Below are 24,539 nucleotides of genomic sequence, written 5' to 3' on the forward strand. Positions count from 1 at the left end.
CAAGGCCGACCTACTCGGAAATGAAGGAATCGAGCTGAAGACATGAGCACACCGTGAAGCACCAGCGATGAACGGCAATCGGAGTAACTAACCGAGGTCGACGGGACCAGTGATGCCCTCGACCTCACATTTGAGGAGAAGAGTGGCAGGCAAGGCCCGTGTGCACGAGTTGGCTAAAGAGCTCGGTGTCACCAGCAAGGAAGTTCTCGCACGGCTCAGTGAGCAGGGCGAGTTCGTGAAGTCCGCGTCGTCGACGGTGGAAGCACCCGTCGCGCGACGCCTGCGCGAGTCGTACGGATCCAAGTCCGAGACCGCGAAGCCGGGCCCCGCCCCGGCCCGTAAGCCCGGCCCCACGGCATCGAGCGCCCCCGCGCCCGCTGCTCCGGCGGCACCGGCACCCCGTGCCACCTCGGCCCGTCCCGGCCCGCGCCCCGCGGCGCCCGCCGCGCCGGAGCCGGCCCCGGCCCCCGCACCCCCCGCTGCTCCGGCGGCGCCCGCCGCGAGCGCCGCACCGTCGGCGCCGGAGGCCAAGCCCGCGGCTCCGGCCGCACGCCCGGCACCGCGGCCGGCCGGCCCCAAGCCCGGCCCGCGCACGCCGAAGGTCGGCAACAACCCGTTCTCCTCGCAGGCTCCCGTCGAGCGTGCGCCGCGTCCGCAGCCGGGCCCCGGTGGCCCGCGCCCGCAGGGCGGCGCCCGTCCGGCGCCCGGCCAGGGCGGTCCCCGTCCGCAGGGCGGCGCCCGTCCGGCGCCCGGCCAGGGCGGACCTCGTCCGCAGGGCGGTCGCCCGGCGGCCGGTCCCGGTGGGCCGCGTCCGACTCCCGGCAGCATGCCCCCGCGCCCGAACCCGGGTGCGATGCCCGCTCGCGCGGCGCGTCCGGCCGCCCAGGGCCGCCCCGGTCCCGGTGGCCGTGGCGGGCCCGGTGGGCGTCCCGGCGGCGGTGGCGGCGGCTACCGCGGTGGGCCCGGCGGCGGTACCGGCACCGGTGCTCCCGCGGGCGGTTTCCGCGGTCGTCCCGGCGGCGGTGGCGGTCGTGGCCGTCCCGGCGGTACCGCGGGTGCCTTCGGTCGTCCCGGTGGCGCCCCGCGTCGTGGCCGCAAGTCGAAGCGGGCGAAACGCGCCGAGTACGAGAACATGCAGGCGCCGATCGCCGGTGGCGTCCGGTTGCCGCGCGGCCAGGGCGAGACGATCCGTCTGGCCCGGGGCGCGTCGCTGAGCGACTTCGCCGAGAAGATCGACGCCAACCCGGCGTCGCTGGTCCAGGCGCTGTTCAACCTGGGCGAGATGGTCACCGCGACCCAGTCGGTGAACGAGGAGACCCTCGTGCTGCTGGGCGAGGAGATGAACTACGTCGTCCAGGTCGTCAGCCCGGAGGACGAGGACCGCGAGCTGCTCGACAGCTTCGACCTCACCTACGGCGAGGACGAGGGCGGCGAGGAGGACCTCGAGTACCGTCCGCCGGTGGTCACCGTCATGGGCCACGTCGATCACGGTAAGACCCGACTGCTCGACACGATCCGCAAGGCCAACGTCCGCGAGGGCGAGGCCGGCGGCATCACGCAGCACATCGGCGCCTACCAGGTGCTCACGGAGCTCGACGGCAACGAGCGCCTGATCACCTTCATCGACACCCCGGGTCACGAGGCGTTCACCGCCATGCGTGCCCGCGGTGCGAAGGCCACCGACCTCGCGATCCTCGTGGTCGCGGCCGACGACGGCGTCATGCCGCAGACGGTGGAGGCCATCAACCACGCACAGGCGGCCGACGTGCCGATCGTGGTGGCGGTGAACAAGATCGACAAGGAGGGCGCGCAGCCGGAGAAGATCCGCGGCCAGCTCACCGAGTACGGCCTGATCCCCGAGGAGTACGGCGGCGACACCATGTTCGTCGACATCTCCGCCAAGCAGGGCACGAACGTCGAGGCGCTGCTCGAAGCGGTGCTGCTGACGGCCGACGCCTCGCTGGACCTGCGGGCGAACCCCGACATGGACGCGCAGGGCGTGGCCATCGAGGCGCACCTCGACCGCGGCCGTGGCCCCGTGGCCACCGTGCTCATCCAGCGCGGCACCCTCCGGGTCGGCGATTCGATCGTGGCGGGCGACGCCTACGGTCGCGTCCGGCGCATGGTCGACGAGAACGGCGACGACATCACGGAGGCGACCCCGTCGCGTCCGGCGCAGGTCATCGGCTTCACGTCGGTCCCCGGTGCAGGCGACAACCTGCTCGTGGTCGACGAGGACCGCATCGCCCGGCAGATCGCCGACCGGCGCGCGGCGCGCAAGCGCAACGCCCTGGCGGCCCGCTCGCGCAAGCGCGTCTCGCTCGAGGACCTGGATGCCGCGCTCAAGGAGACCAGCCAGCTCAACCTCATCCTCAAGGGCGACAACTCGGGCACCGTCGAGGCGCTCGAGGAGGCCCTCCTCGGCATCGAGATCGACGACGAGGTGCAGCTGCGGGTCATCGACCGCGGTGTCGGTGGCGTCACCGAGACCAACGTCAACCTGGCGTCGGCGTCGAACGCGATCATCATCGCCTTCAACGTCCGCGCCGAGGGCAAGGCCACCGAGCTCGCCAACCGTGAGGGCGTGGAGATCCGGTACTACTCGGTGATCTACCAGGCGATCGACGAGGTCGAGGCCGCGCTCAAGGGCATGCTCAAGCCGGTCTTCGAGGAGAAGGAGCTCGGCCAGGCCGAGATCCGCGCGATCTTCAAGTCCTCCAAGGTGGGCAACATCGCGGGTTGCATGGTCCAGTCGGGCATCATGCGGCGCAACGCGAAGGCGCGCCTGCTGCGCGACTCGGCGGTCGTGGCGGAGAACCTCACGATCACCTCGCTCAAGCGGGAGAAGGACGACGCGACCGAGGTCCGCGAGGGCTACGAATGCGGTCTGACGCTCTCGTACTCCGACATCAAGATCGGCGACGTGATCGAGACCTACGAGCTGGTCGAGAAGCCGCGCGACTAGATGTTCCCGGGTCGCGGCGGCCGGTGTGATCGAAGCACCGGCCGCCGTGGCCCGCCTATCCCCGGGGCCGGGTGGCCCGACTGAATGTTCACTGGTGTGATCGAGATAGACCTGCTCCTGGGCGATGTGCATTCGCTCAAGCACAAGCGTTCCGTCGTCCGGCCGATCCTGGCCGAGCTGCGCCGCTTCTCCGTCAGTGCCGCCGAGGTGGGGCACCAGGACCTGCACCGCCGCGCGCTTCTGGGCGTCGGCGTGGTCGGTCCGGACGCGGGCCACGTGATCGACGTCCTCGATCACTGCGAACGCGCCGCCGTGGGCCATCCCGAGGTGGAGGTGTTGTCCGTGCGGCGGCGCCTCTGGGGGCCGGAGGACTGACCGTCGCGGCGCTCCGGGATATGCTCGCTGTTCCACGTTTTCGATGTCTAAGGGAGGGACTGACCATGGCTGACCCGGCACGGGCCGCGCGGCTCGCCAAGCGGATCGGAACCATCGTCGCGACTGCGATCGAGCACGACATCAAGGATCCGCGGCTCGACTACGTGACCGTCACGGACACCCGCGTGACGAACGACCTGCACGACGCGACGGTCTTCTACACTGTCATGGGCCCGACGCTCGACGTCGAGCCCGACTACGAGGCCGCTGCCGCCGGCCTGGAGAAGGCCCGCGGCCAACTCCGGAGCAGGGTCGGCGCCGGCACGGGCGTGCGCTTCACGCCGACGCTGCGCTTCGAGCTCGACGGGGTGCCCGCGGCGGTCGCGAACATGGAGGCGCTGCTCGCCCGGGCCCGCGAGCAGGACGAGCGGGTCGCCGCCGTCGCCGCGACCGCGAAGCCCGCGGGCGAGAAGGATCCGTACAAGCACGACGACGATGATCCGGACGACGAATCGGCCGGGGATCCGCGGTGACCGACGCCGCCGCCGTCGCTGCGGTGCTCGGCGGCGCGCGCAGGGTGGCGATCTACTGCCACGTCCGGCCCGACGCGGACACCCTGGGCTCGGGCCTCGGGCTCGCCCGGGGGCTCCGGGCCCGCGGCGCGGAGGTCAGTGTGAGTCACCCCGGGCCCGACCTCCCGTCGGGCATCGGCAGGCTTCCGGGTGTCGACGGCTTCACGGCGCCCCTCGCCGATGCCGAGGTGGCGGTGGCCGTGGACTGCGCGAGTCCGGGGCGGCTCGCCGGGCTGGAGGACGACTTCCTGGCCGCTGACGTCCGCGTGGTCATCGACCACCACGCGACGAACGAGGGCTTCGGCACCGTCGACCTGATCGATCCGGCGGCGAACTGCACGACGGAGCTGGTGCTCGCCGTCCTCGACGAGCTCGGCGTGGACCTGGACGCCGGCACTGCCGACTGCCTGTACGCGGGACTGGTCACCGACACCGGATCCTTCCGCTGGTCCTCGCCCACGGGCCACACGATGGCCGGGCGGCTGCTGGCCGCGGGCGCGCAGGGCCGCGCGCTGTCGCGCGATCTGCTCGACAGTCATCCCCGCGGCTGGTTCTCGATGGTCGCGGCGGTGCTGAGCGGCGCGACCGCGGTGCCGGAGGCCTTCGGCGGGCGCGGCGTCGTCTACGCGCTGTGCCGCGCGGCCGATCGCGGCGCCCTCGGCTGGGATGCCGCGGAGTCGCTCATCGACCTGCTGCGCACCGCGGAGGACAGCGAGGTCGCGGCGCTGTTCAAGGAGAGCGAGAGCGGAGAGTGGTCCGTCTCGCTGCGCGCCCGGACCGATCTCGACGTCGCCGCTGTGGCCCGCACCTTCGGGGGCGGTGGGCACCGTCTCGCCGCGGGCTACTCCGCGATCGGCACCGGCGAGGACGTGGTCTCCGCCTTCCTCGCCCGGGTCTGACCGCCCGACGATGACGAGCTCGCAGACGACCGAGACCGCCGTGCCCGCCGGGCTCGGTCGGCGCATCGTCGGCCAGGCGCTGCCGGCCCTCGGGGTACTCGCCGCCGAGCCCCTGTACCTGCTGTGGGACACCGCCGTCATCGGCCGGCTCGGGGCCCTGGCACTGGCGGGTCTGGCCGTCGGCGGGCTGATCCTCGCCACGGTCTCCACCCAGCTCACCTTCCTCTCCTACGGGACCACGTCCCGGTCCGCGCGCCGGTACGGCGCGGGCGATCCGGGCGGAGCGGTCGTCGAGGGCGTGCAGGCGACGTGGATCGCGCTCGCGGTCGGCGGCGTCCTGCTGGCCCTGGTGCAGGGCTTCGCGGGGCCGGTCACCCGGGCGATCGCCGGCCGTGAGGAGATCGCCGCGGCCGCCGAGTCCTGGCTGCGGGTGGCCGCCTTCGGCATCCCGCTGATCCTGGTCACGATGGCGGGCAACGGCTGGCTCCGCGGCGTGCAGCGGCCCCGGGCGCCGCTCGTCTTCGTCCTGGTCGGCCTGGGATCGTCGACGGTCCTGTGCCCGGTCCTCGTCTTCGGCTGGGGCGGCGCCCCCGAGCTGGGGCTCGTCGGTTCGGCGTGGGCGAATCTGGCGGGGCAGATCCTGAGCGGTCTGCTCTTCCTCGGCGCCGTCGTCCGGTCGGCCACGGCCGGCCGGGAGGGCGCCGCGGCGCTGCGCCCGCGGCCCGCCCTGGTGCGGGCGCAGCTGGTGCTCGGGCGCGACCTGATCGTCCGCAGTCTGTCGTTCCAGGTGTGCTTCGTCTCGGCCGGTGCGGTGGCCGCACGGGCGGGCGCGCAGTACGTCGGCGCGCACCAGATCGCGATGCAGCTGTGGAACTTCGTGGCGCTGGTCCTCGACTCGCTGGCGATCGCCGCACAGACCCTGGTGGGCGCCGCGCTCGGGGCCGGGAACAGCTCCGCGGCGCGGTCGCTGGGCCACCGGGTCACCGCCTGGTCGACGGGCTTCGCCGTGGCGATCGCGGCCGTGCTCGCCGCGCTCGGCGGCGCGTTGCCGCGCCTGTTCACCTCGGACCCGGGCGTCCTGGACGCGCTGACGGTGCCGTGGTGGTTCCTGGTGGGGATGATCCCGCTCGCGGGGGTGGTCTTCGCGCTCGACGGTGTGCTGCTCGGCGCGTCCGACGCCGCCTATCTGCGGAGCGCCACGATGGCCGCCGCGCTCGTCGGATTCCTGCCCCTGATCTGGCTGTCGTACGCCTCGGCTGGGGCCTGGCGGGGATCTGGTCGGGCCTGGCGGCGTTCATGGTGCTGCGTGCGCTCGCGGTGGTCGTGCGCTTCCGGGGGAGCCGGTGGGAGCGGGTGGGCGCCGCACCGGCGTGACGGCTTGCAATGCGGGCCCGAATGCGGTCCTATGTTGCATATGCCGTTCACTGTGATTACGAACACGACCGTGCTGCGCAGGACTCTCGCCGTCGCCGCGGTCGTCGCGGCGTGCGGCGGGGCGGTCGCGTGCTCCCCGTCGGCTCCCGAATCGGTGCCCTCGTTCACCGTGAATCCGTCGGCGGGCCTGGGCGGTCCGTCGTCCTCGGCCTCCTCGCGCCCCTCGTCCGCCGCATCGAGCAAGCCGGTCACGACCACGCCGGCGGCGCCGCAGCAGGTGGTCCCGGAACAGCCCTACACGCCGTATCCGACCACCACCTACCCGACCACGACCTACCCGGCGACCGGGACGACGGCGCAGACCACCACCCCGCCGTACCCGACCACCATCGTCATTCCGCCAGCCATCCAGCTGCCGCCGGGCGCGCCCCGCACCATCACCATCCCGCCGGACCTGCCCATCCCGCGGTGATCAGCGCGCGGCGCGCGGCGCCCCCTGGCCCGGATCGATCCGCACCGGACCGTCCTTGCCCGGCGTGACGTCGAAATCGAAGATCGACGTCGGGATGTACACCGTGGCACAGGAGTTCGGGATGTCCACGACGCCGGACAGGCGGCCCTCGATCGGCGCCGCACCCAGCAGCAGATAGGCCTGTTCCGGGCTGTAGCCGAACTTCGTGAGGTAGTCGATCGCGTGCAGGCACGCCCGCTGGTAGGCGAGGTGGCTGTCCAGGTAGCGCTGTTCGTCGTCGAGGGTCACCGACGTGCCCGAGAAGGCGAGGAACTGCTCGTACCGCGGGCCCACGTCGCCACCGGGCAGGAAGATCGCGTTCTCGCTGACGCCGTAGGTCTCCATGCCGCCGGCGATGACGTCGACGTGCAGGTCGATGAAGCCGCCCATCTCGATCGCGCCGCAGAAGGTGATCTCGCCGTCGCCCTGGCTGAAGTGCAGGTCGCCGACGGACAGGTTCGCCCCGTCCACGAAGACCGGGTAGAAGACGCGGGTGCCGCGGGTGAGGTTCTTGATGTCCTGGTTGCCGCCGTTCTCGCGCGGCGGAGCAGTGCGGGCGGCCTCGGCGGCGGCTGCGGTGAAGGCGTCACCGGTGAGTGAGCCGAGGATCGCGTCGTTCGGTTCGGGAGGCAGCGCGAGCGGCGGCACCCGGTCCGGATCTGTTGCGATCAGCGCCGCCTCGCGGGCGTTCCATCGCGCCAGCAGATCCTTCGACGGTGCCGTGCCCATCAGTCCGGGGTGGACGATGCCGGTGAAGCTCACGTGCGGGATGTGGCGCGAGGTGGCGGTGTGCCCGGTGAAGTCCCAGATCGCCTTGTAGGCGTCGGGGAACTGCTCGGTGAGGAAGCCGCCGCCGTTCTCCTTGGCGAAGATGCCGGTGTAGCCCCAGCCCTGGCCGGCCAGCGGCCCGCTGTCCTCCTGCGGGATCGGACCCACGTCCACGATGTCGACGATGAGCAGGTCGCCGGGCTTGGCCCCCTCGACGGCGATCGGGCCCGACAGCGTGTGCACCGTGGTCAGTGGCGCGTTCAGGATGTCCTCGGCCGAGTCGTCGTTGTGGATGGCACCGTCGAACCACTCCCGGCAATGCACGCGGAAGGTGTCGCCCGGCTTGACGGTGACCGCGGGCGGGATGGCGTAGTGCCACCGGTTGTGCCCGACTTTCTCCTGGTTGGTGAACTTCCTACTGGAATCGAGCGGAAAGACGACTTCGGGCATGGAGCGGGCCTTTCTTCGGTGGGTGGTCCTCGGTGGTCTAGGGCCGCGGCAGGCGTGCGTGTCGCGGGTCCGACGGTGCCGCGGCGCCGGTCCGGCCGGGCGGGGCGGTGACGACGGCGGGCCGCTCCGCGGTGGCCCCGGTCGCGTCGAGCAGGCGCATGGCACTGGACGTGCCGGCGCCGAGCCGGGGCGCCGTGATGCCGCGACGCGCCGGAGCGCCGCAGCGACACGCCGTTGCGGCCGGGACCTCGCGCATGCTGAAGACCGCGTCGAAGGGTCCGCAACTGCTGCAGCGGAATTCATAGGTGGGCATGAGTCGACGGTATTCCTTTCGTCCGGTTCCCGAGGGGGAACCGCGAATCGGTGGCGGGGGAGGCGTGAGTACCGTGGGTCCGTGCCCCCGAAGCCGACACCGCCGCGTGCGCGGACCCGCAAGGCCAGGATCGCCCGGCGTCGCGCGCGCCGGGTGGCCGCCGCCGACAACGACCTGACCGGCGCTCAGTGGGACGAGCTCCTCGGGCTGTGGGGCGCGTGCGCGTACTGCGGGGGAGAGGGCCCGTTCCAGAAGGACTGCGTGCTGCCGATCTCCCGCGGCGGCCGCTACACGCAGCAGAACGTGGTACCGGCGTGCCGGTCCTGCAATGCGAGCAAGTGCAACGCCGAGGTCACGGGGTGGATGCGCCGCAAGAAACTCGACGAGCGGGCCTTCCTGCAGGGCCACGCCGAGATCCTGATGCACCTGCGCGAGCGGAACGCCGACGACGGGGAATGAGCCGGGTTCCTACCGCATCGGCGGATCCGCGGGCAGGACGTGCTCGCCCGACTTGTCGGTCGAGAGGGCCAGCGAGCTGATGTACTGCTTCTCGCCGTTCGGGCCGGGCACCGCGGAGGCCAGCATGTCGGGGCGCTCGAACTCGATCCCGGTCACGCAGCACAGCAGCTTCTCGCCCGACGGGTTGCCGTCCGCGTCGAACATCGGCAGGTCGATGCCGTCGTCGCCGCGCCGCAGGTAGTACTTGCCGCGGGTGGCCAGGGCCAGCACCGGCGGCAGGACCAGCGCGAGCACCAGCGCCACGAGCGGCGAGTAGGGCTGCAGCCCCGAGCCGAGGAGCCCGAAGAAGGCGGCGATGGACAGCCCGCCCGCGACGATCACGGAGACGAAGCCCACCGGGTTGACGTTGTAGAGCATGCCGCGGCGGAACTCGGGGTCCTTGGGCGAGATCTTCAGCAGGTACTTGTTGATCGCGATGTCGCTGGCGACGGCCACGATCCAGGCGATGCCGCAGTTGGCGTAGAAGCCGAGGATCCCGTTGAGGAAGCTGAACATGGCGGCCTCCATCAGCGCGAGCGCGATCGCCACGTTGAGCACCACGAAGACCAGGCGACCGGGGTAGGTCTTGGTGACGCGGGTGAAGCTGTTGGTCCAGGCGAGCGAGCCCGAGTAGGCGTTGGTCACGTTGATCTTGATCTGGCTGATCACGACCAGGATCACGGCCAGGGTGATGGCGAGCCAGCCGGGGAGGAAGTCGGAGTAGATCTCCACGAACTGGTGCACGGGCTCGTTGGCGACGCCGACGTTGTCGAGGGTCTGCCCGATCAGGTAGACGGCGAGGAACAGGCCAACGACCTGCTTGAGCGCGCCGAAGACGACCCAGCCCGGTCCGGCGGTGAGCATGGCGGTCCACCAGGCCCGACGGTTCTCGGCGGTCTTGGGCGGCATGAAGCGCAGGTAGTCGATCTGCTCGGCGATCTGCGCGATGAGCGACAGGCACACGCCGGCGGCGAGCATGGTGCCGGCGAGGCTCACGCCGTGCCCGGCGGGCGTGGCGGAGACGACGGTGCCCGCACCGTCGCGCACGATGTCGGTGCCCGAGTAGGCGAAGAAGTCACCGATCGCGCTCGGGTGGCTGATCAGCAGGTAGGCGAAGGGCAGGACCATCATCACCAGCCAGATGGGCGTGGTCCAGACCTGCAGCTTGGCGAGCGTGTTCATGCCGTAGATCACCAGCGGGATCACCATCACCGAACTGACGAAGTAGCCCACGGGCAGGGGGATGCCGAGGCCGAGCTTGAGACCCTGCGCCATGATCGCGCCTTCGAGGGCGAAGAAGATGAAGGTGAACGACGCGAAGATCACGTTGGTCAGCACCGAGCCGTAGTAGCCGAACCCGCTGCCGCGGGTGATCAGGTCGAGGTCGATGTTGTACCGCGCGGCGTAGTACGCGAGCGGCAGGCCCGTCGCCATGATGACGACGGCGAAGAAGGCGATGCCGAGCAGTGCGTTGCCGGTGCCACCGGCGATGCCGATGTTGGCGCCGATAGCGAAGTCGGCGAGGTAGGCGATGCCGCCGAGCGCCGAGGTGGCGACCACGGCGGGGCCCCACTTGCGGTAACTGCGTGGCGCGAAGCGCAGCGTGTAGTCCTCGAGCGTCTCGCGGGAGGCGCTGTCGCGGAGCGGGGTCGACGGTGCGGTCCCGGTCTCCGTAGGTTGCAGTGCGGTCACGTCGATGTCCTTCCGGCCCCGGCCGTCCGGCTCGGGGATGAGGAAATCGTGCTGCGGACGCGTTCACCGGGGGTGACCGAGCGGTAACGCGTGGGTTACGGCGTCGGGCCCCGTGTCACGGCCGCGTTGCCCGGTGCGGTCCGCGTGACCGCTTCCTCCTTGCGGCGCACGGAGTCCCGGATCTGGTCGATGTTCTCGCGCAGCATGTCGGAGACCAGCTCGTCGGTGCGCTGGTCGGCGAGCACCTGCAGCACCATCCGGAAGGAGGTGTCCACGATGAGCGCGATGATCTCGTCGTGGAAGGGGATGTACTTGACCGCCTTGGTCTGCGGGTCGTTCTTCACCATCTCCTGGATCATCCCGCTCATCTCGGGGCGGTTCTCCTCGAGCGCGGCGGCGATGTTCTTCGTGTAGTGGCCGGACTTGAGCACCTCGGCCACCTCGTCCAGGACGGCGACGGTGATCGGCCGCTTCACCGCGTCGACCACGGTGTCGGTGGCGCGGGCGACCACCACGGCGGTGATCCGGTCGCCGTAGGCACGGTCGATCGCGCTCGCGAGCCGCGCGATCACGAGAACGATGCGCAGGAACTTGAAGGCGTGCGGCAGCGCCATCGTCACGACGAAGGCGGGCACCATCCCGAGCAACTGGTACCAGTTGAGCAGGAGGAACCGCCGCGACCAGTGCTCGGCGCGCCAGCGCGCGAGGAACTCCAGGAAGAAGATCAGGCAGATCGCGCCGTCGATCCACAGCACCGTGATGTACAGCCCGCGCGGTAGGCGCACGAAGGTCATCCACGTGATCAGTACCAGGGAGACGATCGCGAGCGCGATCATCGCCCAGTCGGTCCAGTGGACGGGCCGGCGTCGGCTGGGGGCCTCGATGGCGGTGCGGTCGGTCATCTCCTCCGAGACTACTGAGCGCGCGCGGCGGACACGCCGACATGGCGCACCCGGTAGCGTGGAGGGGTGGCGAAGCTCTGGGCGATCAGTGACCTGCACGTGGGTCATCGGGGGAACGAGGGCATCGTCGATCTCGTGCGGCCCTCGTCGCCGGAGGACTGGCTGATCCTCGCGGGCGACGTCTGCGAGCGCACCGACCAGCTCGACGAGGTGCTCACCGCGCTCGCGCCGCGGTTCGCGAAGGTGATCTGGGTGCCGGGCAATCACGAGCTGTACACCACGTCGAAGGACCCGATGCAGGTCTTCGGCGAGGCGCGGTACGACCATCTGGTGGAGATCTGCCGGCACCACGGCGTGCTCACGCCCGAGGATCCCTTCCCGGTCTTCGACGATCCCGGCGCGGGGCCGGTCACGATCGTCCCGATGTTCCTGCTCTACGACTACAGCTTCCGCGACGAGGGGCTCACCACGCTGCAGGCGCTGGCCCGCGCGAAGGAGAAGAGCGTCGTCGCCACCGACGAGTTCCTGCTCTCCCCGGAGCCCTACGCCACCCGGGACGCCTGGTGCCGCGCGCGGCTGGAGTACACGCGCCGCCGCCTCGCGGCCCTGCCGGCGGGCACGCGGACGGTGCTGGTGAACCACTGGCCGCTGCGGCGCGAGCCCACCGAGGTGCTGTTCTACCCGGATTTCGCGCTGTGGTGCGGCACCACGGCCACCCACGACTGGCACCGGACCTACAACGCCGAAGCCGCCGTCTACGGGCACCTGCACATCCCGCGCACCACCTGGTACGACGGCGTGCGCTTCGAGGAGGTCTCGGTCGGCTATCCGCGGGAGTGGCAGCAGCGCGGCCTGCCCGAGCCGCTGCTGCGCCGGATCCTGCCGGCGCCCGAGTACACCGAGGAGTCGTTGGGTCACTACGGAGTCCACTTCGAGGTGGATCCGAAGTACCGGGACGATCCGGAGCGGTTCGCCGCGGAACGCGCTGCGGCGCAGGAGCGCCTGAGCGATCGCCGTGTCGCCGCGCGGGAGCGGATCGCCGAGCGCCGCGCGGCGCGGGAGTCCGGTGCCGGGCCCGGTCGGCTCGGTGGTCCCGGGGAGCCCGGCCGCGCGGCGCGGGCGAAGGAGGGGGAGCAGTGATCCTGCAGTCCATGCTGCCGCGCGGCGTGGTCGCGCGGGAGGCGCGCGGCGACGTCGAGGCGCCGCTGCCCCCGCGGGAGGCCGCGCAGATCGCCAGGGCAGTGCCCAAGCGGCAGGCCGAGTACGCGACGGTGCGTCACCTCGCGCGGGAGGCGCTGGGCGAGTTGGGGATCGGCGAGGCCGTGCTCGTCAAGGGCGAGGGCGGCGGCGTGGACTGGCCGCGCAACGTGGTCGGCGCGCTGACCCACTGCGACGGCTACCGCGGCGCCGTCGTCGGCTACCGGATGGGGGTGCGCACCGTCGGGATCGATGCGGAGCCGCACCTGGCCCTGCCGGACAAGGTGCTCCCCACGGTCTCGGTCGAGTCCGAGCGGGAGGTGCTCGCGGCGCGCCCGGACGACGGCCTGCACTGGGACCGGCTCCTGTTCTGCGCCAAGGAGGCCACGTACAAGGCGTGGAATCCGATCACGGGCCGGTGGCTGGGTTTCGAGGACGCGGAGATCACCTTCGACCTCGCCGCCCGCACCGACGACTCCGCCGAGGGGAGCTTCCACTCGCGGATCCTCATCGACGGGCGGGCCACGGACGGCGGCGCCCCCGTCGCGTCCTTCGACGGCCGGTGGCGGATCACCGACGGCCTCATCGTGACCTCGATCGCGATGGTGTGAGATGACCTCCATGCGAAGCTTTCTCGAACCCGACGGCGCGGGCCTGATCATCGTCGACAAGCCCGCCGGGCTGACCAGCCACGACGTCGTCGCGCGGTGCCGCCGCGCGATGGGCACCCGCAAGGTTGGTCACGCCGGCACCCTCGACCCGACGGCCACGGGCGTCCTGGTGATCGGCATCGAGCGTGCCACCAAGCTGCTCGGCCACCTCGCCCTCACGACCAAGGCGTACACGGCCACCGTCCGGCTGGGCGCGTCCACCTCGACCGACGACGCCGAGGGCGAGGTCACGGGCGGTGCCTCCGCCGCAGGGCTTTCCGACGATGCCGTCCGCGCCGCGATGGTGCCGCTCACGGGCGAGATCGAGCAGGTCCCGTCGTCGGTGAGCGCCATCAAGGTCGACGGCAAGCGCGCCCACCAGCTGGTCCGCGAGGGCGCCGACGTGCAGCTGAAATCCCGCCCGGTCACCGTCGACGAGTTCGCGGCGCACGCCTTCCGGCGCGAGGGCGAATTCCTCGATGTGGACGTCACCGTCGAGTGCTCCTCCGGTACGTACGTCCGTGCCCTGGCCCGCGATCTCGGCGCGGCGCTCGGGACGGGCGGGCATCTGACGGCGTTGCGCCGCACCCGCGTCGGGCCGTACGGGCTCGACCACGCGATCACCCTCGACGACCTCTTCGAGACCCCGCGCTTGTCGTACGGCATCGACGAGGCGATCGCCACGGGCTTCGCCACCCGCGAGGTCACCGAGGAGCAGGCCGTGGACCTCGCGCTGGGCCGGTGGCTCGACCCGGTCGGCATCCCGGGCGTGTACGCCGCGGTCACCCCGGACGGTCGCGCCTTCGCCCTGCTGCAGGAGAGCGGCAAGCGCGCGAGCTCCGTCTTCGTGGTGCGCCCGTCCGCCTGAGCCGCTCAGCGCATTCTGCCGAATCTGTCGGCGATCAGCAATGTTTGCTGTACTCGGTACTTGGGGATTGCAATGAGGATAAGCTGGTTTCGCGGGGCTGATCGTCGGCTACTGTTCAAGTTTCTGACATGTCGAAACCGCGTTAGTAGATTGCAATCCGGGGAGAGTCTATGTCCAGTGAATCCGCCGAGTATGGCAACGAGGAAGATCCTTCGGGCTTTCGAATTGAGCTGGCGCGTTGCAATAATATTGATTTTGGGCAGGTATGGATTCAGGCAAACTCTCTAAACATAAAGTACGGTCCGAATGGTACCGGGAAGAGTACCCTCGTAGCTGCGCTGAGACTGTGTGCGGCATCGGAGGACCTGTCAGCACTGAAACCGTTCAGACTGATCGCGGAGGGCTCAGAGTTGGAACCCAGTGTAACTGGGGCTGACGGGATACACTCGGTCCTTGTCTTCAATGAAGACTATGTTTCTGGCTTCGCATTCAGGGAAGATGAAGTCTTACGTAACAGTTTCGAAGTGTTCATAAACACGCCTGAGTATCAAGCGGGATTGCTCGAGATAGAACGGCACCTAGAATCTCTGAAAGAGGCCTTCCTGAGCGATGAATCGCTCAGTCAAGTGATTGCGGCGCTTATTGAATTGCGCGATTCGTTTAGGGTAACGAAAGCTGGCGGAATTTCGCGTAGCGGTAAAGGCGCAAAGGGGATTGTAACAGGTCGCAAATTGCGAGATCTCCCTTCTGAACTGAAAGCGTATAGCGAGTACCTCGAAAGCTCCGAGTCTGCCGAGTGGGTCTATTGGCAGTCGAAGGGAAGAAAATTCTACGATCTATCGGATTGATGCCCCTTTTGTGCTGAACCTGGACTCAATCGTTTCGTAGTTGACGCCGTCTCTCGCGAGTTCGATTCGGCGTCAATCAAGAATTTCGAGTTGGTACGAGGCGTAATCGACCGGCTAGGTGTCTACCTCGAAGATACGGCTCGAGAAAGCGTGCTGGAAATAACGGCAACAATCGGTGAACTGACCGTAGAGCAGAGCCAGTACATGGCGGGTCTAAGCTCTCAGTGTGAGACGCTATTGGGGAAGCTTGTTGCAATTAGGGACGTGTCCTTCTTTACGATGCGAGACGGCGGTAATATTCGTGACAAGCTTGAGAGTCTACGAATTGACATGCAGTATATTCCTTTCTTTAGCTCTGAGGTAACGGTCAAGATTGTTGAGTCACTTAACATGAAGATCGACGCGGTTGCGGGTGCCGTCGCGGACATCGCGTCTGCAATTGGAAGGCAACGCAAAATGGTGGAAAGGCTGGTCGCCGAAAACCAAGAATCGATAAATAGCTTCTTGACTGCCGCTGGCTATAGATATCGCGTTCGAATTGTCCAGAACGGCGACTCTTACCGAATGATTGTAGAGCACTTGGATTCTGACGGCCACCTTGAGTCGGCGGCGCGCCATCTTAGTTATGGAGAGCGAAACGCCTTTGCGTTGATTCTGTTCATGCACCACGCTCTACAGGTGAAGCCGGATCTGGTGATTTTGGACGACCCGGTATCCAGCTTCGACAAAGCAAAGAAATTTGCGATACTAGATAAACTCTTTCGCGCCGAGTCGAGTATGCGATCCCTTACGACTCTGTTCTTGACTCATGATATTGAGCCGATTATCGATATCTTGGTAAGTGGGCCGCTTAAGCGGATACTGGGTGAAATGACCCGTGCATACTTCTTGCGTACCGCCCGCGGTGTACTCTCGGAACGAGAGATTGACGCTTCTGACATAACGAGTTTCGAGCAGGTGTGTGACGAGAATATACAGAACTCGAGCGATACGCTTCTGAAAACAATACATCTACGCAGGAAGCTGGAAATTAGAGGTGACTACGGTGCGCCATATCAGGTTCTGTCAAACATCTTGCATTTGCGCGAGGTGCCGATGAAGAAGGGGGCCGACGGAGATTTGGTTCTCATGACGCGCGAGGATTTTGCGCAGGGGATGAGGGAAGTCTGGAATGATATACCCGATCTAGACTACGACGGGCTGGTGGCGCTCCTTAGAACGGATGGGGAGTTGATCGCCAGGTTTGATGCCGCGGCGTCTAGTTATGACAAGATTCAAATATTCCGAGTCTTTTCGGATCTCGATGCGGTGAAAACGGACGGCCAGAATCCGTTCAAGAAGATTGTGAACGAAGCGTTCCATATCGAGAATGAACATGTGATGCAGTTGAACCCGACGCGTTTTGATATCGTTCCAGAATACATCGTTGATGAGTGTGAGCGTTTAATCGATGTCTACCGAACGTAGAAACGATTAGACAGTGGCTCGTCTGTCCGTGAGCTCTCTTGCGAGCCCGTGTTCGTGAGAGCACTCCTATCCTTCATCTGAATTTTGGGGTAGATCCCGTGTATCGCGCCGACGGGCGGATGATCTTGCCCTGTCGCACCTGTTCCAGCACGTTCGCCGTCCAGCCGACCACCCGCGCGACGCCGAAGGTGGGTGTGAACATCGCCGGCGGGAGGCCCACCTCCGTCATGAGCACGCCCGCGTAGTACTCGACGTTCGCGTACAGTCGCCGTCCCGGCTTGAGTTCGTTGATGGCAGTTTCGATCTCGGTCTCCACCTGCAGCGCCTGGCGGACCAGCGGGGAGTCGTACCGCCGTGCCACCTCCTTGAGCAGCTCCGACCGCGGGTCGTGCGTGCGGTACACCGCGTGCCCGAAGCCCATGATCTTCTCGTCGCGGGCGATCTTGCCGCGCACCCACTCCCGGGTGTTCGCGGGGTCGCCGATCTCGTCGAGCGCCGCCAGGGCCCGGCTCGGCGCGCCGCCGTGCAGCGGGCCGAGGAAGGCCCCGAGCGCGCCGAGCAGACAGGACGCCATGTCGGAGCCGGTGGAGGCGATCACCCGGCCCGCGAACGTGGAGGCGTTGAAGCCGTGGTCGATCGTCGCCACGAGATAGGTCTGCAGCGCGGCGGCGTCGCCGGGATCGACGCTGCCCGTGGCCATCCGGAGGTAGTCGGCGGCGTGGCCGGCGTCCGGGTCCGGCTCCACGGGCTCCTCGCCCCGGGCCAGACGGTGCGCCGCCGCCAGGATCGTGGGCGTCACGGCGGCGTACCGCAGCGCCGCCGCGGTCCGCTCCTCCTCGGGCAGGTCCATCAGCGGCTGCTCGCCGAGGCCGAGTGCGGCGAGCGCGACGCGCAGCGCGTGCATCGGCTCGGTCCCGGGAGCGACGCTCGCGCGCAGCAGGTCGACGGTGCGTCCGTCGAGCGCCCGGAGCGCGCCCACCCGGCGGCGGAAGGCACCGTCGGGCCGGGGGAGCGAGCCGAAGAGCACGAGGTGCCAGGCGTCCTCGAAGGTGACCTCGGCGGCGAGCCGCGCCGCGTCGTGGCCGCGGTAGTGGAAGAAGCCCTCCTCGCCCCGGACATCGCCGAGTTCGGTGTCGGTCACGATGACGTTCTTGAGCCCCGCCGGGGCGATGAGCGGTGTGGTCATGGCACGAGTGTGAGCGATCTTGATCAACACCCGCAATGTTGATTGAATCAAGCTCGTGGACAGGTGGATCACGACGTCCGAGGCCGCCGAACGTCTCGGAGTCAAACGCGGCACGTTGTACTCCTACGTCAGCCGCGGCGTGCTGCACTCGCGGCGGATGCCGGGGCAGGCGGAGTCGCTGTTCGACCGCACACAGGTGGACTCGCTGGCCGCCGCGAAGCACGACGGCCGGCGCGAGGCCGAGCGGCTCCTGCGGTTCCGGGCGGTGACCACGCGGGTCTCGGTCCTGCAGGGCGACGCGCTGTACCTGCGCGGGCGCCCCATCGCCGAGGTCTGCTCCACGATGGACTTCGCTGCGGCCGCCCGCTTCGTCCTCGAGGCCGACGATGCCGTGCCCCCGCCCGCCGTGGACCTCGACGCCGCGCGGGCGGTGTCGCTCGAACGCCGGATCCCGCTGGCCGTCGCGCTGCTCGCGGCGCAGGATCCGGTGCGGGCGGACCGGTCCCACACCGCCGAGCGAGCCCTCGGGTTGCTGCCGGTGCTGGCCGGACTGGTGCCGGAGGTCCGGTTGGAGCATCCCTGGGTCGACGCGCTCTCCACCTCCCTGATCGACAACGGTCTCGCCGCGTCGACGACGGCCGCGCGCGTCGCGGCGTCGGCTCGGGCGGGCCTCTACGATGCGCTGCTCGCGGGCTACGGCGCACTCGCCGGGCCGCTGCACGGCGGGGCGCCCGCGGCCGCCTACGACCTGCTGGGCCGCGTGCTCGACGGCGGCGACGCCGACCGCGCGATCGCCGACGCGTCGCGGAGCGGGCACCTCCCGGGCTTCGGGCACCTCGTCTACGCGGGGGACGATCCGCGCGCCACCGTCGTGCTGGACCTCGTCCGCGCCGATCGGCCGGACGCGCCCGTCCTGCGCGCGGTGCAGGCGCTCGTGGACCGGGTGGGGCGCGCCGTGAACATCGACCTCGCGGGCGCGGCGGTCGCGCATACCCTGGGGCTGCCCGCACACGCCACCGAGGTGCTGTTCCAATACGGACGCACCGTCGGGATGGCGGCGCACATCGCCGAGGAGTACGAGGAGGCGCCGCTGCGCTGGCGCGGCGCGAACAGCGGGGGAGCACGATGACGGAACTGGTCGACGGGATCCGGGCCCGGCTGCGCGCGGAGGCGGATCCGGGGCGGGCACCGACCATGCAGACGTACATGAAATCCGCGATGCCCTTCCTGGGCGTGCCCTCGCCCGCTGTGCGCAGCATCACCGCCGCCGTGCGCCGCGAGCACCCGCCCGCCGACCTCGACGAGCTGCGCGCCGCCGTGCTCGCGCTGTGGGACGACGCGCAGTTCCGGGAGGAGCGGTACGCGGCCCAGAACCTCCTCCGCTACCGGCTGGGCCGGGGAGACCCAGCGCTGCTGCCGCTCCACGAGCACATCGCCGTGACCGGCGCGTGGTGGGACCACGTCGACGAGATCGCCCGGCACATCGCCGATCTGCACGACGCCCGTCCCGCGGACACGGCCGAGGTCGTCCGCGCCTGGAGCCGCGGCGAGAACCTGTGGTTGCGGCGGCTGGCGATCATCTCCCAGCTGGGCCGAAAGGACCGGCTGGACGCGCAGCTCCTCGAGGATGTGATCGAGCCGGCCCTGGCATCGTCGGAGTTCTTCCTGCGCAAGGCGATCGGCTGGGCGCTGCGCGAACACGGCAAGACCGATCCGGACTGGGTGCGGGCGTACGTCGCCGAGCACGAGGACCGGCTCAGCGGACTGTCGCGGCGCGAGGCGCTCAAGCACCTGTAGTGGCTGGTCAGCCGCGGGGGCTGCTGCGCGTCAGCAGCCGCAGGACCTGCGGACGACGATCTCCGGCACGATGACGGGGGCTTCGTCGAAGGGCCGCCCCGCTATCGCCGCGAGCATGGCGCGCCCGGCTCGGCGGCCCACCTCGGCCGGCGGCCCGGACAAGGAGGTGAGCGGCGGCTCGAACAGCTCGGCCGCATCGATGTCGTCGAAGCCGACCACACGGACGTCCGACCCCAGGCCGGCGTCGTGGAGCGCCCGGTACAGGCCCATGGCGACGGTGTCGCTGTGGCAGAGCACGCCGTCGGGGAGCGGGCCCGCGGCGATCAGGTCCCGGCCTGCGGCGTAGCCACCGCGGGCCGTGGTGGGGGCGTGGATCTCGGTGACGGGGTCGGCGAGGCCGTGGTCCGCGGCGGCGGCGCGCGCGCCCTTCACGCGGTCGATCCGGGCGATGGCGTCGGGCCGGCCGCCGAGGTAGACGAGGGTGCGGCAACCGTGCGCGGCGATGAGGTGCTCGGCCGCGAGCCGGCCGCCCGCGACGTCGTCGGTCCCGATGTAGCTGTTCAGCGCGGCCCCGCTGGTGGCGCGGGACAGATTCACCAGCGGGAGCCCCCGGGCGACGAGGGAGTCGAAGGCGTCCGTGGGGGTGTCGAACGCCGGGACCACGACCACCCCGGCGACGGGGGTCTCCTGCAGGAACCGGACGAGCTCGGTCTGCCGGACCACGTCGTTGAGCGTGTTCGCGATCGTCGTCACGTAGCCCGCGCGGCTCAGTTCTTCCTCGAGCCCGATCAGGACCTCGGCGAAGAAGGGATTCGCGACGCTGGTCACCAGGGCACTGACGACGTTGCTCTCGGGCGAGCGCAGGGCCGCGGCGCTGCGGTTGTAGACGTACCCCAGCTCCTCCATGGCGGCGTGCACGCGGTCCCGGGTGGCTTGGGAGACGCGGCCGGTGCCGCGTAGCACGAGCGAGGCGGTCGCGCGGGACACCCCGGCCCGCGCGGCCACGTCGACGAGGGTCACCCGGCTTCCGCCCATGGGCCTATTCTCGCATCGCCTCCCTCACCCGCTTCGCCTGGGCGCGGGCCACCTCGGGGGAATTGCCCACGTACCGGCCCGGTTCGAGCAGCGCGTCGATCTCGGCGGGGGAGAGGTTCTCGGAGACCCGCGGGTCGGCGGCCAGCAGCGCCGCGAACGAGGTCCGGGGGTCCTGCGCGGCCCTCTGCGCGGCGCCGTAGACCACGTCGTGCGCGTTCTGCCGGCCGATCGTTTCGCCCAGCGCGAGCATGATCGCCTCGGACATGATCAGGCCGCCCGAGATCGCGAGGTTCGCCCGCATCCGGTCGGCGTGGATCTCCAGGCCGGTGGCGATGACATCCACCCGGACCAGTGATTCCGCCGTGAGCGAGCAGGCCCGCGCCACGGTGTCGAAGACGAGCGACGGCCGGTTGTCGGCCTCGTGTTCACTGATCGCCGCCTCGAGGGCGAGCGGGACGAGCGCCCGGACCTCCGAGGAGATGCCGATCACGTCCTGGCACAGTTGCGGATTGCGCTTGTGCGGCATCGTCGAGCTGCCGACGGTGCCGGCGGGCATCGGCTCCTCCGCCTCGCCGTACTCCGTCTTCATCAGCTGGTAGATCTCGGAGCCGAACTGCCCGGCGACGACCGCGACGAGGCCCAGCACCGTGGCGAACTCGGCGATGTGATCGTTGATCGCACGGGACGGGACCGGCATCGCGGTGAGTCCGAGCCGCGCGGCGACGTCCGCCTGCAGCGCGGTTGCGTGCGTGCCGAAGCCCGCCGAACTCCCCGCCGCACCGCCGAGGAGTGAGACGGCGAGCCGGGGCCGCAGCTGGTCCATCCGCTCGACGGCGCGGAGGAACTGATCGCACCAGCCGGCGGCCTTGAGGCCGAACGTGATCGGGACCGCGTGCTGTCCGTGGGTACGCCCGGCCATCGGGGTGTCGGCGGTGCGCTCGGCGAGATCGCCGAGCGCCCGGACGATGCCGCGCAACCGCTGCGTGAGCAGGTCGTGCGCCCGGACGAGCAGCGCGACGTCTCCGGTCTGGGTGATGTTCTGCGACGTCGCGCCCCAGTGCACCCAGCCGCCGTGCGGATCGCCCACGGCCCGGCTCAACTCGACCACGAGGGGCATGAACGGGTGGCTCGTGCGCCGCATCTCCCGCCGGACGCGCTCGGGGTCGAGGTCGTCGACGTGGCACGCCGCGGCGATGGCGCGGCCGGCCTCCGGCGGGATCATGCCGAGTTCGGCCTGCGCGAGGGCGAGCTGCGCTTCCACATCGAGCCACGCCTGCCATTGCGAGGTGGTGTCGAACAGGTGCTCCATCCCGGTCTCGGGGACGCGTCCGGCGGTGAACCGTTCACTCACGGTGCTCATTCTCCTTTTCGTGGGACTGCGGGCGGGTCGGTTCGCGCCGCCTACGTGGCCGTGGCGACGGCGACGTTCTCGCGCGAGGACGTCCGGTCCCGGGCGAGGAGGTTGTTCACCACGAGGACGACGAGGATCAGCGCGATCTGCAGGCTGCCGTAGGCGGCGGCGGTGCCGAACTCCGACGAGTAGATGCGGTTGAAGATCTCCACCGACAGCGGCGGGTACGCGGCCGGGTAGATCACGACCGACGCCACGTACTCGCCGACGCCGTCGACGAAGGCGAGCAGCGCCCCGGCGATGATGCCCTTGGCGATCAACGGCACCGTCACCGTGCGGAGCACCCGCAGCGGGCCCGCGCCCAGGTTCCGGGCCGCCTCCTCGAGGGACGGGTCCACGGTCTCGAGCGCGGCGTTCGTCGAGCGGAAGACCAGCGGGACGAAGCGCACGAAGTACGCGACGGGCAGGATCCACAGCACACCGACGAGGGTCAGGCCGAGGTTGGACGGCTGGGGCTCGTTGAAGGCGTTGACCAGGTTCACGCCGATGACGGTGCCCGGTACGGCCCACGGGAGCATCACCATCAGGTCCACGGCGCTCTTGCCGGGCCCGCGCCAGCGCGCCACCACGTACGAGCCCGCGACACCCACGAGCACCGCGGCCGCGGTGGCGACGACGCTCATCTGCACGCTGACCGAGATCGGCAGCAGGCTGCCGGGGTCGGTGAACAGGGTGCCGTAGTTGCTCAGCGTGTACGACGGCGGAACGATCTGGTTCGTCCAGCTGTTGTCCGCGGAGAACGAGACCAGGACGATCACCGCGACGGGCGCCATCAGGAAGACCGTCAGGAGCGCCGAGCCCGCGCCCGCGAGCCAGCGGACGGGTCCCTGGCTGCGGGCGCGATCGCGCTGCACGCCCTTGGACAGGCTGCGGTGCACCCGGCGGCCCTGGTACCACTTCATGCCGATGAGGAACAGGATCGACACCACGGCCAGCACGGTGGCCTGAGCGGCGGCGAGCTCCTGGTTGCCCACCGTCTTGGTGGTCACGATCTGCATGGTCAGGGTCTGCACGTTGTAGAGCTGGGGTGCGGTGAAAGAGGCCATGGAGATCATGAAGGTGAGCAGCGCGCCGGACACCAGGGCGGGCGTGAGCATCGGGAGGATGACGGTGCGCCACACCCGGCCCCGGGTCGCGCCGAGGTTCTGCGCGGCCGACTCCAAGGACGAGTCCATCCCCGCGAGGCCCGCCGAGACCGGCAGGTAGAAGAAGGGGTACATGGTGAGCACGTGCACCAGGAGGACGCCCGAGATGCCGGTGACGGACACCGTCGACGGATCGGCGCCGAACCAGGCGGCGAGGGCCCGGGGGACGATGCCGGTATGGCTGTAGAGGAGGACGAAGGAGACCGCGCCGATCAGCGGTGGCAGGGCCATCGGGAGGATGGCCACCGTCTCGAGGACGCGGCGCCCGGGGAAGTCGAACCGGTTGAGCAGCACCGCGAGACCGGTCCCGATCAGGCCGGCGCCGAGCACCGAGCCGACGGAGATGATCACGGACAGGAACAGCGCGCTACCGGACGCGCCGCCGAGGAAGGTGCCGTAGTTCTTGGCGGCGCCGTCCCCGTGAGCACTGGTCACGGCGGTGTAGGTCATGGGCATGACGACGAAGAAGGCGAGGATCGCGATGACCGGGGCGGCCAGGACGTAGACGAACCGGTCGCTGGAACTGCCCGGCATGCGCGACATCATGCTCCTGCTCATTTCTGCACCGCCCACGCCGTGCCGGAGGTGAGCCCGAGGGAGACGGTGTCGCCGACCGTGGGATTGCCGGGGTGGTAGGCGGCGGTGATCTCGATGCTGCTCGCGTCCGGTGTCCGCACCACGAACCGGCAGCTGGCGCCGGTGAATTCGACCTCGGTGACCGCGCCGGAGTACAGCCCGCGGTCTTCCTCCACGAAGCCGAGGGTCTCGGGCCGCAGCGAGACCGAGGTCTCGTCCCCGGCCTTCAGATCGAAGGAGGGGCGCGGTGCCGTCGTCGTGGTGCCGTGCGGGAACCGCAGCCCGACGGTGTCGGTGCCCACCTCGGTCACCGTCGCCGTGACGACGTTGCTGCGTCCGATGAAGCGCGCGACGAACTCCGTCGCGGGCCGGTGGTACACCTCGTGCGGTGAGCCGATCTGGTGGACGCGCCCGGCGTCGAGCACCGCGATCCGGTCGCTCATCGCCATGGCTTCGGCCTGGTCGTGGGTCACGTACACGGCGGTGATCCGGGCGTCGGTCTGCACGCGGCGGATCTCGGCACGGGTCTCCTCGCGCAGCTTGGCGTCGAGGTTGGACAGGGGCTCGTCGAGCAGGAGCACCGAGGGCTCGATGACGATGGCGCGGGCGAGCGCCACGCGCTGCTGCTGGCCGCCCGACATCTGGTCGATGCGGCGATCCCCGTAGCCCGTCAGGCCGACCTGCTCGAGGGCCTTGGCGATCCGCGGCTCCCGGTCCTGCTTCGGCACCTTGCGTGCCTTGAGCCCGTACGCGGTGTTCTCGGCGACGGTCATGTGCGGGAACAGCGCGTAGTTCTGGAACACCATGCCGGTGTCGCGGACGTTCGGCGCCGCGTACGTGACGTCGCGGTCGCCGAAGAGGATGCGGCCGTCGGTCGGCTTGACGAAGCCGGCGATCATCCGCAGGAGAGTGGACTTGCCGCAGCCCGACGGGCCGAGCAGCGTGAACAGCTCGCCCGCGGCGATGGTGGTGTCCATGGTGATGTTGGTCGTGGGTCCGTAGACCTTCGTGAGCTTGTCGAGAACGATGGGGATCACTGG

General features: G+C 69.6%; 22 protein-coding genes and 1 pseudogene. 14 read left to right on the plus strand and 9 right to left on the minus strand.

Annotated features, from left to right (window positions below; translation table 11 throughout):
• Positions 1-142: 142 nt before the first annotated feature.
• The 6 genes and pseudogenes from infB (at position 143) to AC21LY_RS17535 (ending at position 6,657) form a co-directional block, all read left to right on the plus strand.
• On the plus strand, positions 143-2,965 hold the full coding sequence (gene infB / locus AC21LY_RS17510; RefSeq protein WP_489047840.1) for a translation initiation factor IF-2: 2,823 nt from the start codon (positions 143-145) through the stop codon (positions 2,963-2,965).
• 84 nt (positions 2,966-3,049) lie between these two features.
• Positions 3,050-3,340, plus strand: a complete 291-nt coding sequence (locus AC21LY_RS17515; protein WP_146560622.1) for a DUF503 domain-containing protein — start codon at positions 3,050-3,052, stop codon at positions 3,338-3,340.
• Positions 3,341-3,405: 65 nt separating this feature from the next.
• Positions 3,406-3,873, plus strand: coding sequence for a 30S ribosome-binding factor RbfA (rbfA, locus tag AC21LY_RS17520; protein WP_489047841.1), 468 nt, complete (start codon positions 3,406-3,408; stop codon positions 3,871-3,873).
• On the plus strand, positions 3,870-4,811 hold the full coding sequence (locus tag AC21LY_RS17525; protein WP_489047842.1) for a DHH family phosphoesterase: 942 nt from the start codon (positions 3,870-3,872) through the stop codon (positions 4,809-4,811). The genes rbfA and AC21LY_RS17525 overlap by 4 nt, the downstream gene beginning before the upstream one ends.
• 10 nt (positions 4,812-4,821) lie before the next feature.
• A pseudogene (locus tag AC21LY_RS17530) lies at positions 4,822-6,185 on the plus strand (MATE family efflux transporter).
• A gap of 70 nt (positions 6,186-6,255) precedes the next feature.
• A complete protein-coding gene (locus AC21LY_RS17535; protein WP_489047843.1) occupies positions 6,256-6,657 on the plus strand; it encodes a hypothetical protein in 402 nt (133 codons plus the stop codon).
• Here AC21LY_RS17535 and fmdA read toward each other — a convergent pair whose 3' ends face one another.
• On the minus strand, positions 6,658-7,914 hold the full coding sequence (fmdA, locus tag AC21LY_RS17540; protein WP_489047844.1) for a formamidase: 1,257 nt from the start codon (positions 7,912-7,914) through the stop codon (positions 6,658-6,660).
• Positions 7,915-7,951: 37 nt separating this feature from the next.
• Positions 7,952-8,227 carry an FmdB family zinc ribbon protein gene (locus AC21LY_RS17545; RefSeq protein WP_489047845.1) on the minus strand — a complete coding sequence of 92 codons (276 nt, stop codon included), beginning with the start codon at positions 8,225-8,227 and terminating at the stop codon, positions 7,952-7,954.
• An 81-nt stretch (positions 8,228-8,308) separates the two neighbouring features.
• On the opposite strand from AC21LY_RS17545, the gene AC21LY_RS17550 reads away from it, so the two are divergent.
• Positions 8,309-8,686, plus strand: a complete 378-nt coding sequence (locus tag AC21LY_RS17550) for an HNH endonuclease (protein WP_489047846.1) — start codon at positions 8,309-8,311, stop codon at positions 8,684-8,686.
• A gap of 9 nt (positions 8,687-8,695) precedes the next feature.
• Here AC21LY_RS17550 and AC21LY_RS17555 read toward each other — a convergent pair whose 3' ends face one another.
• Positions 8,696-10,417, minus strand: coding sequence for a purine-cytosine permease family protein (locus AC21LY_RS17555; RefSeq protein ID WP_489047847.1), 1,722 nt, complete (start codon positions 10,415-10,417; stop codon positions 8,696-8,698).
• A gap of 95 nt (positions 10,418-10,512) precedes the next feature.
• Complete coding sequence (locus AC21LY_RS17560; protein WP_489047848.1) at positions 10,513-11,319, minus strand: ion transporter; 807 nt, start codon at positions 11,317-11,319, stop codon at positions 10,513-10,515.
• A 66-nt stretch (positions 11,320-11,385) separates the two neighbouring features.
• On the opposite strand from AC21LY_RS17560, the gene AC21LY_RS17565 reads away from it, so the two are divergent.
• The 5 genes from AC21LY_RS17565 to AC21LY_RS17585 all read left to right on the plus strand — a co-directional run bounded on the left by AC21LY_RS17565 (position 11,386) and on the right by AC21LY_RS17585 (position 16,349).
• Complete coding sequence (locus tag AC21LY_RS17565) at positions 11,386-12,459, plus strand: metallophosphoesterase family protein (protein ID WP_489047849.1); 1,074 nt, start codon at positions 11,386-11,388, stop codon at positions 12,457-12,459.
• The gene (locus AC21LY_RS17570; protein WP_489048037.1) at positions 12,459-13,127 is read left to right on the plus strand and encodes a 4'-phosphopantetheinyl transferase family protein; all 669 of its coding nucleotides are present in this window, start codon (positions 12,459-12,461) and stop codon (positions 13,125-13,127) included. The genes AC21LY_RS17565 and AC21LY_RS17570 overlap by 1 nt, the downstream gene beginning before the upstream one ends.
• 10 nt (positions 13,128-13,137) lie before the next feature.
• Entirely contained in the window at positions 13,138-14,034 is an 897-nt protein-coding gene (gene truB / locus AC21LY_RS17575; RefSeq protein WP_489047850.1) for a tRNA pseudouridine(55) synthase TruB, read from the plus strand.
• 170 nt (positions 14,035-14,204) lie between these two features.
• The gene (locus tag AC21LY_RS17580) at positions 14,205-14,882 is read left to right on the plus strand and encodes a hypothetical protein (RefSeq protein ID WP_489047851.1); all 678 of its coding nucleotides are present in this window, start codon (positions 14,205-14,207) and stop codon (positions 14,880-14,882) included.
• Between the two features lie 150 nt (positions 14,883-15,032).
• Positions 15,033-16,349: an AAA family ATPase gene (locus AC21LY_RS17585; RefSeq protein ID WP_489047852.1), complete on the plus strand. Its 1,317-nt coding sequence runs from the start codon at positions 15,033-15,035 to the stop codon at positions 16,347-16,349.
• 73 nt (positions 16,350-16,422) lie between these two features.
• Here AC21LY_RS17585 and AC21LY_RS17590 read toward each other — a convergent pair whose 3' ends face one another.
• Positions 16,423-17,535, minus strand: coding sequence for a citrate/2-methylcitrate synthase (locus tag AC21LY_RS17590; RefSeq protein WP_489047853.1), 1,113 nt, complete (start codon positions 17,533-17,535; stop codon positions 16,423-16,425).
• A 55-nt stretch (positions 17,536-17,590) separates the two neighbouring features.
• Between AC21LY_RS17590 and AC21LY_RS17595 the strand changes: the two genes are divergently transcribed.
• Positions 17,591-18,664, plus strand: coding sequence for a citrate/2-methylcitrate synthase (locus AC21LY_RS17595; protein ID WP_489047854.1), 1,074 nt, complete (start codon positions 17,591-17,593; stop codon positions 18,662-18,664).
• Positions 18,661-19,332, plus strand: a complete 672-nt coding sequence (locus AC21LY_RS17600) for a DNA alkylation repair protein (RefSeq protein ID WP_489047855.1) — start codon at positions 18,661-18,663, stop codon at positions 19,330-19,332. Before AC21LY_RS17595 ends, AC21LY_RS17600 begins: the two co-directional genes overlap by 4 nt.
• A gap of 30 nt (positions 19,333-19,362) precedes the next feature.
• Here the strand turns inward: AC21LY_RS17600 and AC21LY_RS17605 are convergent, their stop codons facing one another.
• Genes AC21LY_RS17605 through AC21LY_RS17620 form a run of 4 tightly spaced genes read right to left on the minus strand, consistent with a single transcriptional unit; the run spans position 19,363 to position 24,536 of the window.
• Positions 19,363-20,367, minus strand: a complete 1,005-nt coding sequence (locus AC21LY_RS17605; protein ID WP_489047856.1) for a LacI family DNA-binding transcriptional regulator — start codon at positions 20,365-20,367, stop codon at positions 19,363-19,365.
• Between the two features lie 4 nt (positions 20,368-20,371).
• Complete coding sequence (locus AC21LY_RS17610) at positions 20,372-21,718, minus strand: class-II fumarase/aspartase family protein (RefSeq protein WP_489047857.1); 1,347 nt, start codon at positions 21,716-21,718, stop codon at positions 20,372-20,374.
• Positions 21,719-21,768: 50 nt separating this feature from the next.
• The gene (locus AC21LY_RS17615) at positions 21,769-23,457 is read right to left on the minus strand and encodes an ABC transporter permease (RefSeq protein WP_489047858.1); all 1,689 of its coding nucleotides are present in this window, start codon (positions 23,455-23,457) and stop codon (positions 21,769-21,771) included.
• Positions 23,458-23,477: 20 nt separating this feature from the next.
• Positions 23,478-24,536 (minus strand): ABC transporter ATP-binding protein, encoded by a 1,059-nt coding sequence (locus tag AC21LY_RS17620; RefSeq protein WP_489047859.1) that lies wholly within the window; start codon positions 24,534-24,536, stop codon positions 23,478-23,480.
• Positions 24,537-24,539 lie beyond the last annotated feature (3 nt).

It is taken from the genome of Tsukamurella sp. II2bb (assembly GCF_057815145.1).